Below are 12,480 nucleotides of genomic sequence, written 5' to 3'. Positions count from 1 at the left end.
TCGTCCTCGTCCATAAAGTAGCCGTATACGGGTTTGCTCGTGACGGGCTTCCCGCTCATACCCTTAGACCGTTTTACTGCTTTGATTTTCTTGCTCGTATCTCTCACCAGCCATTCGTTAAAAATGTTCCGCAGAGGGGCAAAATCATTGTCGCCCTGTGCGCTGTCCACTCCGTCATTGATAGCGATAAAGCGGACGCCTTTCTGTGGGAAAATCATTTCCGTATACATTCCCACTTGCAGATAGTTTCGCCCTAACCGTGACATATCCTTGACGATAACGGTGCCGACTTTTCCGGCTTCAATGTCCGCAAGCATGGCTTGAAAACCGGGTCTTTGGAAGTTCGCCCTAGAATAACCGTCATCTGTGTACCATTGCAGATTGGAAAAGCCGTTCTGCTTCGCATAGGTTTCAAGAATACGCTTCTGGTTTGAAATAGAATTGCTCTCACCTTGCAGCTCGTCCTCGTGGGATAATCTCGGATAAAGGGCGGTAATAAGGTTTCGGGTGGTCTGTCTTAACATAGTGTCCTCCATTTCCGACAGCCAGCCCCACTATTCCGTATGACTATCATACCACACGCCGGGGCTGGCTGTACAGTCCTTTCTGCTTCTTTACGTCCCGTCAAATTGCCGATTTTTGTGTAGCAGCTTCCGCTTCCAGCACTTTCAGCATTTTATCGGCGGCGGTGGCGGTGGTGTCCTGCTTGAAATAGCCGGAAACGACAAGGACAGAATTACCTATGCGGATTTCCGTCACGCAATCCGGGCGGCGGGTGCTGCGGTCATTCTTTGGGGTGTTGGTCATAGGCGGCTCTCCTTTCTGTTCATCAGCTTTTTCAGTTGTCCCATTTTCTCCTGCGCCGTGGCTTTTCGGAAGTTGCTCCCGGTAAAGCGGACAGGAGAACACATTTCAATCAGACGGTCATAAATGCGGGCGTGGGCGGTGTCCTCCGGGTGCTGCAAGTCCTCCAGCGTGAGATTAGTCGTGACGATCAGCGGCCTGCCGCTGCGGTAACGGCTGTCAATCACGTTGTAGACCTGCTCTAAGCCGTATTCCGTTCCCCGTTCCATTCCAAAATCGTCAAGGATAAGCAGCGGGAAGCTGCAAAGTCGGGAGATATATTCATTCCTGCCCTCAAAGCTGGCGGCAAGGTCACCCAATATCAATGCAAAGTTTGTCATGCACACGGGGATTTCACGCTCCATAAGGGCATTTGCGATACAGCCCGCAAAATAGCTCTTGCCTGTGCCAACGCCGCCCCATAGCAGATAGCCAATGTTGCGCTCTTTCATGGTTTCCCAGTTCTCCACATAGAAATGGGCGTGTTCCATTTGCGGGCACTTGCCGTTGTCGTTCTCAAACGTCCAGCCCTGCATAGCCGGGTCTGTAAAGCCCCGCCGCTTCAACCGCTCGACAGTTTCAAGGTGACTGCGCTGTTTCTCTGCGGCTTCCCGTTCCTCACGCTCTGCCCGCTGGCAGTCACATTCTGCCGGGTGGCGGTCACGCCCCAGCCATGCGGCGGTTTCTTTGGGGAAATAGCCCTCTTTGGGCTTGTGGCACTTCCCGCAGTATAAAAGCCCGTCCTCGCCGGTGTAGTCCTCCGGCTCCGGCGTGGTGTCGGTCATATTCAAAATCATTTCATCAAATCCATTCGTCATAAGCTCTCGCCCTCCTTACAGGTATAATCGGGTATGCCCTTTTTCGGGGCTTTCTTGGCTGCGTCCTCCTGCGCCCACTTGAAAATCGTGGCTGCATGGCTCTTGTATTTCCTCCCGCTGGAAGCGATATGGCAGGATAGGCGGTCAATGTAATACTCCCACTTGCCGGGAAGCTCTGTTTTCAGCCCGTCAAGCTCCGTATCGGAAAGAATGACATTGTGGTATCTGCCATAGGCGGCGGGGGCGGGGTGTCCCGTTTCTAACTCTCTCTCTTTTTCTATTTCTATATCTATCTCTTTCTCTATCTCTATCTCTGGTGGACAAATGTCCGCTCGATATGGTGGACATTTGTCCGCCCCTGTCTGCGGCAGGGCTTTTTGTTCCTGCAAAGCCAGCCGCGCCCTGCGCTTGCGCTCCCCCTCGGTAGAGGACTGGCCGATTAAAAGCTCAATGTTGCTCATGTAGAGTGCGCCGCTTGGCAAAGGCTCCACAAGCCCCAGCTTCATAAAGATTTTCAAAGCTCTCTCTACGGTACCTACCTGCTGGCGGGTAATGGTCGCAATCATCTGGGCGGTGTAGGGGATATTCTCGTCAAGCTGCAATTTCCCGCCGTTTTTCAGCGATTTCAAGTACAGCTTCAAGAGAATGTTGGAATAGATAACGCCGTCCTGCATACTTTCCAGCAGAACGATTGCATCATCGTCAAAATAGCTCTCTTTCAGCTTGAGGTAGTAATATTTGCGGTTATCTGCCATAGGCTGCGTCCTCCTTTTTCCAGCGTTTGGAATAATAGCGAGGGCATAGTATGATAACCGCCCGGAAGCTCTGTTTGCAGTCACGGGTGCAGCCCCGGCATAGGTCGTTGTAAGTGATACGGTTGCGGTGGTTGAGGAAGAAAGACCATTCCAGCCGCCGCTTCTTGCTCATTCTCGGCAATGGTAAGCTCCTTTCTGCCGTTCCTATCGGTGTAGCGGGATAGGGGGCATTTTCTGTATGTTCTCGGTATCATTTTCGGGCTTTTTCTGCCCTGTAAGCCCCGTTTGGAAGTCGGGGAGTATTGCGGTAAGGGTTCATATCATACCTGTATTTTTGTAGGGTTTCGGTATCATTTCGGGGCGGTCTTTAACGCTCCTGTTCACGCTTTTTCTGCTGGCTCGGTGCGCCCCTTAAAATCTGGTCGATATTGCGTCTGACTGTCTGAAGCTCCTGCGCCCGCTGGCGTTTCTCCCGGTAGTCGTTATATCCGGCGTTCTTCTGGACGGTAAGCTGCTCAATCTCCCTTTGCAGGGCTTTGCTGGCTGGCAGCTTGGTTATTCCATGCTCCCGGAAATAACGGGCGGCTGTGTCCGCTATGATAAAATCGCTTTCGTGCTGTTCCCGGTAGGCTCTCCGGGCTTTCTCCGATTTCTGCGCTTTCAGACCGTCACGGGCGGGCTTCGTGCCGATATAGCCCAAAAGGTTGCGCTGCAATTCCTTTTTCTCCCGGATAGCGGCTTCCAGCCCTTTCAGTCCGGCAAGGCTCTCCTGCGTGGCGGTGTTGGCTGCGGAAATGGCAGCGTCCAGCTCGTCCGGGGAAGAAAAGCCATACTGCTGGTAGAGCATGAGGGTAGCCGACATCTGTTTGAGGTTGTGCATGGTCGCCCACTTCTCATAGCCCCGTCCTTTCCCCTCGGCTCGCTTGGCGGCTATGTCTACCATGCGCTGTACAGCGTCATTGTTCGGGGCGTTTTTCGCTTCTTTTTTCGTCCGTAAGCGGTCTTTGATACTGCCGGGGTATTCCGCTATGGCTGCGGGTTTTTCGGCGGCTCTGGCGGCGTTCTGCTCCAAAACGGAGAGGACAGCAGCCCGGTCAAAATCGTCCCCCAGCTTCCGGGCGGTAATTGGCTTCGTCCTGTCCGGCGTGAGGTAACTTAGCCGCCCCCGGCTCTCCTTGACGGTCACACCATGCCGGAGAAGCAGGGCGGCAAACTCATCAAAGCCGGAAGCAGCGGCAAGGGCTTCCCGGATAGTCCGGCGCAGCTTCGCCTTATCCGTTTCAAACTTGGTCTGCCGGGGCGCGATACCGTCCGCAGCAATAGGGGCGTTGGCTCTGTCAAGGGCAGCCTGTCCTTTCTTCTGCGCCCAATACTCACGCTCGGTAATGCGTTCTTTGCTGCCGTTCAAAAGGTCTATCTGGTAAAGCCCCTCGCTGTGGCACATCTCCATGACTTCGGCTTTCAGATAGTTCATAGCTGCGTCCGTACAGCGGTGCTTGCAGCCTGCTTTCCTGTCCGCTGGCCTGTCCATGTGGGGCAGCATGGGAACCTCCGCAATCCGCAGACTGTTAATGACGATATGCACATGGATATTTTCGGTGTGGCTGTGTCCGTCCGGGTGGGTGCAGACAAGGGCCTGGTGTCCGGGGAAATGCTCGGCGCAGAACTTCTCGCCCAGCTCCTGCGCCCGATCAACGGTCAAGCCGTTGTCCGGGCCGTCCCGTGGGTCAAAGCTGATGATGTAGTGGTGGCTCTTTACGTCCTCCCGTTTCTGGTTCTTGCCGTAGCGGAGATTGGAGCGCATACAGGCAACGGCAAAATCCTCCCCGCCACAATTCAGAGAGGATATGCGGTAGTCTACCCTCGGTATGAGCCGCCCGTCTGCGTCAAGGGTGGGCTTCATGGTAAACTCGTCATGCTCGAATGTGAGGTATTTTTCAGCGTCCCCGTAGTTGGCATTTTTAGAGCTGATATGTTTGAGTATCGCCAACGGCTTCACCTACTTTCTGCAAGACTTCAAACTTCAAGGCGGCAAGGTCGGCGGCGGCTCCCCGCACTTCCTTTTCCAGCCCCCGGTAGGGGCTTCCGTATTCGTTCAGGCTCCGGGCAATCTGGTTTAAGTTGCCGCCGATTTTCCCGTACTCTGCCGTGAGCTTGGAGAGGGCGGCAAGCAGCCCGTCATTGACCGGGGAAACGGTGACAATGGGGCGTATGGTCGCTTTCCGTATGGCTTGCCGGATAAACTCGGACTGGCTGATTTCATAAGCCGCCAGCCGCCCGGTGAAGTCGGCGTATTCTTCATCGGTCATGCGGGTCTTTACCACATGACGGCGGTGGGGCGTATTGTATTTCTTTCGCATGGTCTGTGACCTCCTTTCTCGCCCGACAGGGCGCATAGCAGGGTTTGGGGAAGGCACTCCCCAACAAGATTCCCGCAGGGGCAAAAATAAGCGGAGAGCGAATTTTGGCACCTCGGTAGAATCTTGCTCTGAAAAACTCCGGCGTTCCCCGGCTCCCGTCCTTTCCGCTAACAAAACGTTTCAAAAGGGCTTTGCTACCCGCTATTCCGGCTTATCTTGAAAATTTTCCTTTCACTACCTACAACACCACGCAAAGCAAAATGGACGGAGATTTTTAGAATTTCCCCTCTATTCCCTACAACACCACGCAAGCCGGAATAGGCGGACAATGGCAGTATTTTTTTCTTTGATACCCTCTACGGATAAGTAAGGGATTTTGCCAACTGCGGCGGCTATTTTCCCTTTTGTTTTTTCATACTGGGGATTTTCAAAAATGCCAAACAGGAACGAAAAAAAGCAGCAAATCTGTTGAATAGATTTACTGCTTTCTGGTTGCCGGCGAAGCGGCGGTTATTCAGTTGTAGGCGGTAGGGCTATCTCCCAAAGCGGAACTTGAAAATAGCTGTGAGAAGCGTCTGGGTGATGTAGTCCTCTGTATCTTGGTCTACCCGTCCATTCACACGGGCGGCACATTGTATGCGGCGGCGGTAATACTGCAATACAGTTCCCACCGCTTCCGGCTCCCCGCTGGCGGCTTGGACGATTGTTTCATAGGGGAGAAGCCTATTATTTCTCATATGCCATTCCCTCCATTTCCGCTTGGAGCTGCCGTAGGGCTTTTCGGATATGGTAGCCCGCTGTGCTGCGGCTGCGCCCGTACTGTCTGCCAATTTCGTGCTGTGGAATACGCTTGAAAAAGGACAGGTAAATCATTTCCCGCTCCCGTTCGTCCAGCCGTGACAGGGCTTCCGCAAGTAAACCGCTGCTGAAAATGACCGTATCGCCGCAAAGGGTAAGTATGTATTCCTCGTCCGGCTCCGGGGCTTGGAAATATTCATCTGTCGTGCCTAAAGGGTAGTGCTTTTCGTCTGTGAGGTATTCAAGGGATATTTCTCTTTTGTGCTTCCTGCTCCGTGTCCTCGCTGCGTTGATCGTTGCATTTCGGATAACGACTTTGCAAAAGGCATGGAAAGTGTACTCGATATGTTCCCGATATTCTTCTGTACAGGTCATGGAAAATCCCCCTTTCCTCCCAAAAGGGCTGTGGCTGGTTAGTAGTTGCTTTTTATGATAGTAAGGGGCGGCAGCACTTTAGGCTGTCGCTCCTTGACTGCCTAACTGCAAAACCGGGCGGGGCTGTCAACGGCGGGCGAAGCCCGTTCATCTTGACCGTTGACTGGCTCGGCCGGGTTTGCTATTTATCCGGCAAACTTGAATTTATTTTAAGCTATCACGTTTTACCTTTTTAAGCCTTACTATCATTACCATAGGAATTTCTTTATTGTTTTTGAAACATTCTTCATAAAATCCATCAATGACAAATCCAGCTCTGAAACAAAGGTTAAAAATATCTTGTATGGAACGATGATAATAAATCTGCTCCTCCGGCTGCCCTTCGATCGCTATATCATAGTAACTGTGCGGTGTCATATATTTTTCAGTCAATGTGATAAAACAAGGGTGCTGCGTTGCAAAGACAAAAATCCCGTTTTCCTCCAATAGTTCATAAACAGCCATAAAAAGCGGTTCAATATCCGTAATATCCATAATTGCCATATTAGAAACTGCTTTCGTAAAGGCTCGATTTCTTTTTAATCCTAATAAGCTTTCTCTATTGGTCGCATCCGCTACGCAAAACTCAATTTGTTTTGCATATTGTGATCGCCGTCTTTTAGCCAATTCTATCATTTTTTTGCTGTAATCAAAAGCGACGACCGAAGCGCCTCTCTGTGCAAGATACGAAGAATAATTTCCATTGCCGCACGCAATATCCAAAATGTAATCCGAAGGATCAGGAGAGAGAAGTTCCGTTACTTTGGGACGTACTACCTCTCTGTGAAATTCATTGGATTCGTCACCCATTGCATCATCCCAAAATTGTGCGTTTTTCTCCCAGATCTTTTTGCTTTCCTCTGTTCCCATGTTCTCTCCCACTCCCAAAATTTGCCTTTTTGCTTCCATTAAATCTTCCTTACTATATTCCATTGTTACCCTCCATAACTTCTGATTGTTGCCGTCTTGACTATTATGTATCTTTTCTTTCCAAAATGGTATAGGCTTTTATTTTTATAATGCTGCAAAACTTTTCTTCTGTAAGGTATTCAAAGGATATTTCCCTTTGCCGCCGCTATTGGAAAGCCAAAAGCAGCGGCTTTTTTACGCGATATGACCGAAAAGACTAGAAAGCAGGATATGTCATCATTTGTCATTTCTTCTCAATGTAATAACTGCATGGCATATCAAGCCAAATACAAGAGAAAAACAGCCACCGCCAAATAGTGATGCTCCCCACCCTGCACCCGACATTGTCATAAAACCGCCAACAAAGAAAATACCAATGCCAAGAAATATCCCGACACCATAAAAAAGTCCAATTGCCATATCATACTTATTAAATTGTCGTTTCTCTTTTTTTCACATGTTTCCATTTTTGTTATTACCTCCTTCGCAAAATCGTCCATGTGGACTCCAAAAAGAAAACAAATTTTTTTCAACGTATTTAAATCGGGTTCATTAACATCTCTCTCCCAATTCGATAGCGCCTGCCGGGTAACATTCAATTTCCCAGCCAGTTCTTCCTGTGTCATTCCCGATTGTGTTCGCAGATGACGTATTTGCTTTCCTGTTGTAATATCCGTCTGTTTCTGGTTCAAAATGGTTCCTCCTCTCTGATGCTGATTTTATCAATGATATTTCGCAATAGCCAGCAATGAACGTTTGCATTGCGCAAGATGTTACATTATCTTCTGAAACATATGCCGGATCTTGTCTAAACGGCTGTTCGGGCGGCGTGGCTGAAACACAGGCTCGCCGGAAGTTTCCTGATACCCTTTTAATTCTGTAATGCAGACACTTCTTCCATTTGTATAAAAATTCAAATCATTTCTATATTCACCAATACAACGGGCAGGGATTTCCCCCTTAAAAATAACTTCATCTTTTTCAAGTCTGGTTGATTCAATGATTGCGCAATACTTTGGTGCGTCATTATAAGCCCGTGAAAGATATTCCTGCGGTGCAAAAAGGGTAAAGGAAAGGTATGGTTCCAACAGTTGTGTTCCTGCTTTTTTCAATGCCTGCTCCAACACGACAGGCGCAAGAAAACGAAAATCAGCGGGGGTGCTGACCGGGCTGTAATAAACTCCATAATCAAAACAAATTTGGCAGTCTGTCACTCCCCAGCCATATAAGCCCTGCTCCATTCCATAACGCACACCCTCCATGACGGCATTTTGAAAACTTTGGTTTAAATAGCCGAGAGATACCTCGCTTTTATATTGTGTTCCGCTTCCAACAGGAAGCGGTGTTACAGTCAAACCAATAGATGCCCAAAACGGATTCGGCGGCACTTCAATATGAATCGTGTAGCTCGCTTTTTTTTGCGGTCTTTCCAGATAAATAACCGAAGGCTCTTTCATAGCCACGCCCACATGATATTTTTCTTCTAATAGCGAACAAATAACTTCTAACTGTACTTTTCCCAAAAAAGATAATATAATCTCATGTGTAACAGTATCAATGTCAAAATGCAAAAGAGGGTCTGTATCAGCAATCTCTGTGAGGGCATTTAACAGGGCTTCCCTTTGCTCCGGCTTTTGCGGCTCTACCGTTGTCCGAAGTAATGGCATGGGATTATCAATCCGTGTTTTGTGAGGCAGGAGTTTTTCATTTCCCAGAATGTCGTTCAGTTTCAAAGTATCATCAGCTAAAATAACAATTTCTCCCGGACAGGCATGGTCAACCGGGACGATTTCACCATTTGACGGAATACACATTTCTGTAATCTTTATTTTTTCCTTTTTTGACAGCAGCAGGGTATCCCGTAAATGGAGCGTCCCATGATACAGGCGTAAATAAGAAAGCCGTTTTTTCCGCTCTGTATACTCAACCTTAAAAACATATCCACATAATTCAGACTGAATATCGTCTGTTTCTGTAATGAAAGTTTCTGTAATCGCTTCAATCAGTTTTTCTGTTCCTAAATTGTCTTTTGCACTCCCATGATAAACAGGAAACAAAGAGCAGCATCTGGTTCTTTTGCACTTTTCATATTGTAATTCCTGTATATCCAAAGAATCCTCTGCAACATATCGTTCTAATAGTTCATCGCTTCCGGAAATAATCATATCCCATTTGTCCAAATCAGAAATATCGGTCATGGTTATCTTTGGCGACAGGGAAACCTCCTGCATGACAATCATATCACTGGTAAGTTTATCTTTAATGCTTTGGTAAACACGCCGCAGGTCGATCCCATTTTGGTCTATCTTATTTATAAAGATAATTGTCGGAATGTCCATTTTCTGAAGCGCATGGAATAATATACGGGTTTGTGCCTGTACGCCGTCTTTTGCCGAAATGACTAAAACAGCTCCGTCAAGGACAGATAAAGAGCGGTATGCTTCGGTTAAAAAATCCATATGACCGGGAGTGTCCACGATATTGATTTTATAATCATTCCAGCAAAAAGAAGTAACCGCTGTCTGAATGGTAATTCCGCGCTGCCGTTCCAAAATCATAGTGTCTGTTCTTGTAGTTCCTTTATCCACGTTTCCTTGTTCCGCAATCGCTCCACTGGTGTACAGCAGGCTTTCCGTCAATGTTGTTTTTCCTGCGTCTACATGGGCGAGAATTCCAATATTGATTATTTTCATGTGATTGTCCTCCTTTTACAGCCCCAAAAGGGCATAAAAATCCCCAGCAGTAAAATACTTTTACCACTGGGGATTATAATTTGCGGACATACACATATACAGCATACACCTGTTTGTGATTGCTGTTTTTCGGATATGTCAAAATTGATAAGGCAAAAGTATTCTTAAATTGGGTACAAAAAACCAAGCCCCCACAAAAGGGACTATCATAATCCTTTGTTCCCACTATTTGATTATAGTTTTATTTAAGAATACCTTGCCGCATATTTTTTACTCCTTTTTTGGAATGATGCTATTATATCACATTAGTTTTAGGAAAGAAAGTACCTAAAAGAAATTTTTCTTCCCCTTATATGTAACAATCATACCGACTTTCTGGCGTTCAGAATGGTTTCTGCTGTCTGCTGTGGTGTTTGGTTGGAATTGTCCAGCCAAAAGCCGATCCGTGGTGTTGTCTGCATAAATGTATCGTATAAGGTTTCAACCGTAAAGCCGGAATAGCCTGTTTTCTCCCTGTATCGTTCCCTTCCTTTTATTGTTTCCACATCTGGACAAAGAACGACAACCTCAACAGGGTATTTATGCGGCACAAAAAATATGTACATGTAACTAATTCAACACATTTATAATTTGAATAGGGACATTATAGCATTTACTAAATACAAATTCAATGTATACGGAAATAAAGATATAAGGAGTGGGAAGGATTCCGCCGTAGTCGGCATTGTAGGAAAATCCAAAAGTTTAGATTTTCCCACAATGCTTATCTTTTGGTCTTTGGTTCGGAATAGTGTAGTGCTGGCGGTCTATCTCTTGTTTTCGGTTGCTTGCTTCCTTACCGTACATGAGCATTGTGCCAGGGAACTCAGTGCCAGAAGCGATCTGGCAGATGGAGACAAGATTATCACGACACCCTGCCGCATTCTGGCAGAGCAGGGAAATGCGTTAGAATTGCCGCGGACCCGTTTTGTGAGCTGGAAGGATTTCCTTGCTGAGCTTGGCGAGACACCGGAAGATGCACCGGAGGCCAGCCCGATTCCACCAGGATTTTTTGCAGATCTTAAGGTCCCGGTGGTAAGCTTAAGCGGAAGAGAAGAGATTGAGACTTATCTGGGGCAGAGCGGTGAGGTGGTGGCAGGTGGTTTATCAGAAGGAGAAGCTGCAGGACAGAAAGCAGAAAGAGAATCTGAAAGACGGAAAAAGGTTTCAGATTCAGGATATGGCAAAATGAAGCGCGATCCGCTGCTTCTGGAACTGCTTTACTGCAGTCAGGGCTGTCATATGGGGGATGGAGTACGATGAAGGAAAAAAAGAAAGCATACATTCGCACTGACCGTGCTTTCCGGCAAAAACGGGGAGGCAGGATCGGCATTCCGTTATCCTTTCTTCAGCCTGTTGCTGGTGTGCTTGTTGTTTTTGCGGCCTGGTATCTGGTATGCCGCATGGAGCTTTTAAGTGCTTACGTGCTTCCGTCACCCCAAAAAGTATTTCAAAGTTTTTTGAAGATGCTGCAGAGCGGAGAACTTGCGCGGGACATTGGCATCAGCTTTCTGCGCGTGATCAAAGGATTTACTATCGCCTTTGTTCTGGCATTTGTGCTTGGCATGCTCCGTGCTTTGTTTCCGGCAACTTCCGGTTTTTATGAGCATGCAGTGCAGTTTTTCCGCAATGTACCGCCGCTGAGCATGATCCCGCTTCTGATCCTGTGGTGTGGGATTGGGGAGACAACCAAGACAGTGATCATTGTGCTGGCTTCGTTTTTTCCGATGTATTTAAATATCGTGAAAGGCTTTACCGGCTGTGACAAAAAGCTTCTGGAGGTCGGGACGATGTTTGGATATTCGAAACGTCAGAAGTTTTTCCGGATCGTACTGCCGTATGCGATGGCAGACATTCTGGTGGGGATGCGTATTGGCCTGGGCTACAGCTGGCGTGCGATCATCGGAGCGGAGATGGTGGCGGCATCCACGGGACTGGGGCATATGATCCTCTTTGCCCAGCAGATGTCACGGACCGATAAGGTCATTGTTGGCATTCTGGTGATCGGACTGGTCGGATATCTGACAGACTGGTTATTTGGATTTGTCACGAGCTGGTGCCTGGCAACCGTGAGAGGGACAGATAGTGAAAGATAGTGAAAAATGGAGAACATGGCAGCAATGACTGGAATTCGATTAAAAAACATACAGAAATCCTACCAGGTCGAGGACCGGACCGTCCCGGTGTTAAATGGCATCGATCTGGATATTCCAGCTGGAACGATCACGGTGATCCTGGGACAGAGCGGTTGTGGAAAAACGACGCTTTTGCGCCTGACCGGCGGGCTGGAAGAAGCGGATGGCGGTGAGATTTTGTGGGATGGAAACCATAAGACTGCGTTTGTCTTCCAGGAACCGCGGCTGATGCCGTGGCTGAATGTCTGGGACAATGTGGTGTTTGGCGTAAAGAAAAACAGGCAGGATCCGGAAATGATCCGGAAGCTGATCCATACAGTTGGCCTTTCTGGGTTTGAGAAAGCCTTTCCATCCCAGCTTTCCGGAGGCATGAAGCAGCGGGCGGCGATCGCAAGGGCGTTAGCATATGAACCAGATTTTATTATGATGGACGAGCCTTTTGCGGCTCTGGATCATTTTACGAGGGCACAGATGCAGAAGGAGCTTTTGCGGGTGCAGAAAGAAAAACAGGGAAGCATCCTGTTTGTGACACACAGCATTGATGAGGCTTTGATCCTGGGAGACCGGATCGTAGTGATCGAAAAGGGTCTGGTGAAAAAGGTGTATCCGGTGGAGACACCGGCAGAGGAGAGAAATCTTCTGAATGACGGTTTTATTTCCCTGAAACGGGATATTATAAACAATCTAAATTTTATGTGACTGAGGAGGAAACAACA

Annotated in this window: 15 protein-coding genes and 1 pseudogene; 3 read left to right on the top strand and 13 right to left on the bottom strand. The window is 48.1% G+C overall.

Annotated features, from left to right (window positions below):
* The 13 genes and pseudogenes from DWZ40_RS04670 to DWZ40_RS19750 all read right to left on the bottom strand — a co-directional run.
* Positions 1 to 524 (bottom strand): recombinase family protein (locus DWZ40_RS04670; protein WP_182431614.1); only part of this gene is annotated, 524 nt, incomplete at its 3' end.
* 100 nt (positions 525 to 624) lie between these two features.
* Positions 625 to 807 carry a transposon-encoded TnpW family protein gene (locus DWZ40_RS04665; RefSeq protein WP_002605634.1) on the bottom strand — a complete coding sequence of 61 codons (183 nt, stop codon included), beginning with the start codon at positions 805 to 807 and terminating at the stop codon, positions 625 to 627.
* Positions 804 to 1,661 (bottom strand): ATP-binding protein, encoded by an 858-nt coding sequence (locus DWZ40_RS04660; RefSeq protein ID WP_002605635.1) that lies wholly within the window; start codon positions 1,659 to 1,661, stop codon positions 804 to 806. Before DWZ40_RS04660 ends, DWZ40_RS04665 begins: the two co-directional genes overlap by 4 nt.
* Positions 1,658 to 2,416, bottom strand: a complete 759-nt coding sequence (locus DWZ40_RS04655; protein WP_002605636.1) for a phage replisome organizer N-terminal domain-containing protein — start codon at positions 2,414 to 2,416, stop codon at positions 1,658 to 1,660. The genes DWZ40_RS04660 and DWZ40_RS04655 overlap by 4 nt, the downstream gene beginning before the upstream one ends.
* The gene (locus DWZ40_RS04650) at positions 2,406 to 2,597 is read right to left on the bottom strand and encodes a hypothetical protein (RefSeq protein ID WP_006058351.1); all 192 of its coding nucleotides are present in this window, start codon (positions 2,595 to 2,597) and stop codon (positions 2,406 to 2,408) included. The genes DWZ40_RS04655 and DWZ40_RS04650 overlap by 11 nt, the downstream gene beginning before the upstream one ends.
* Positions 2,598 to 2,783: 186 nt before the next feature.
* Positions 2,784 to 4,406 (bottom strand): relaxase/mobilization nuclease domain-containing protein, encoded by a 1,623-nt coding sequence (locus tag DWZ40_RS04640; RefSeq protein WP_002602093.1) that lies wholly within the window; start codon positions 4,404 to 4,406, stop codon positions 2,784 to 2,786.
* Complete coding sequence (locus DWZ40_RS04635; protein WP_002602094.1) at positions 4,378 to 4,776, bottom strand: plasmid mobilization relaxosome protein MobC; 399 nt, start codon at positions 4,774 to 4,776, stop codon at positions 4,378 to 4,380. Before DWZ40_RS04635 ends, DWZ40_RS04640 begins: the two co-directional genes overlap by 29 nt.
* Before the next feature lie 533 nt (positions 4,777 to 5,309).
* A complete protein-coding gene (locus DWZ40_RS04630) occupies positions 5,310 to 5,513 on the bottom strand; it encodes a helix-turn-helix domain-containing protein (RefSeq protein WP_002602095.1) in 204 nt (67 codons plus the stop codon).
* Positions 5,503 to 5,949: a sigma-70 family RNA polymerase sigma factor gene (locus DWZ40_RS04625; RefSeq protein ID WP_002602096.1), complete on the bottom strand. Its 447-nt coding sequence runs from the start codon at positions 5,947 to 5,949 to the stop codon at positions 5,503 to 5,505. Before DWZ40_RS04625 ends, DWZ40_RS04630 begins: the two co-directional genes overlap by 11 nt.
* Positions 5,950 to 6,153: 204 nt before the next feature.
* Positions 6,154 to 6,921: a class I SAM-dependent methyltransferase gene (locus tag DWZ40_RS04620; RefSeq protein WP_002602097.1), complete on the bottom strand. Its 768-nt coding sequence runs from the start codon at positions 6,919 to 6,921 to the stop codon at positions 6,154 to 6,156.
* Positions 6,922 to 7,244: 323 nt separating this feature from the next.
* Positions 7,245 to 7,589 carry a helix-turn-helix transcriptional regulator gene (locus DWZ40_RS04615; protein ID WP_002602098.1) on the bottom strand — a complete coding sequence of 115 codons (345 nt, stop codon included), beginning with the start codon at positions 7,587 to 7,589 and terminating at the stop codon, positions 7,245 to 7,247.
* Positions 7,590 to 7,670: 81 nt separating this feature from the next.
* Positions 7,671 to 9,590 carry a tetracycline resistance ribosomal protection protein Tet(32) gene (gene tet(32), locus DWZ40_RS04610; RefSeq protein WP_002602099.1) on the bottom strand — a complete coding sequence of 640 codons (1,920 nt, stop codon included), beginning with the start codon at positions 9,588 to 9,590 and terminating at the stop codon, positions 7,671 to 7,673.
* A gap of 362 nt (positions 9,591 to 9,952) precedes the next feature.
* Positions 9,953 to 10,174 (bottom strand): annotated as a pseudogene (locus DWZ40_RS19750) (phosphotransferase); the annotation flags it as partial.
* Between the two features lie 193 nt (positions 10,175 to 10,367).
* Between DWZ40_RS19750 and DWZ40_RS19975 the strand changes: the two are divergent.
* From DWZ40_RS19975 to DWZ40_RS04590, 3 genes are read left to right on the top strand one after another with little or no spacing between them, the layout of a single operon-like run.
* Positions 10,368 to 10,892, top strand: a complete 525-nt coding sequence (locus DWZ40_RS19975) for a hypothetical protein (protein WP_243035194.1) — start codon at positions 10,368 to 10,370, stop codon at positions 10,890 to 10,892.
* Positions 10,889 to 11,725: an ABC transporter permease gene (locus DWZ40_RS04595; protein WP_118541199.1), complete on the top strand. Its 837-nt coding sequence runs from the start codon at positions 10,889 to 10,891 to the stop codon at positions 11,723 to 11,725. The genes DWZ40_RS19975 and DWZ40_RS04595 overlap by 4 nt, the downstream gene beginning before the upstream one ends.
* 24 nt (positions 11,726 to 11,749) lie before the next feature.
* The gene (locus tag DWZ40_RS04590; RefSeq protein ID WP_118541249.1) at positions 11,750 to 12,463 is read left to right on the top strand and encodes an ABC transporter ATP-binding protein; all 714 of its coding nucleotides are present in this window, start codon (positions 11,750 to 11,752) and stop codon (positions 12,461 to 12,463) included.
* Positions 12,464 to 12,480: the final 17 nt, after the last annotated feature.

The sequence above is a fragment of the Clostridium sp. AF32-12BH genome, assembly GCF_003477935.1.
Taxonomy (GTDB): domain Bacteria; phylum Bacillota; class Clostridia; order Lachnospirales; family Lachnospiraceae; genus Brotaphodocola.
The sequence above is the reverse complement of the archived record's forward strand: the minus strand, read 5'-3'. Positions and strand labels throughout refer to the sequence as shown.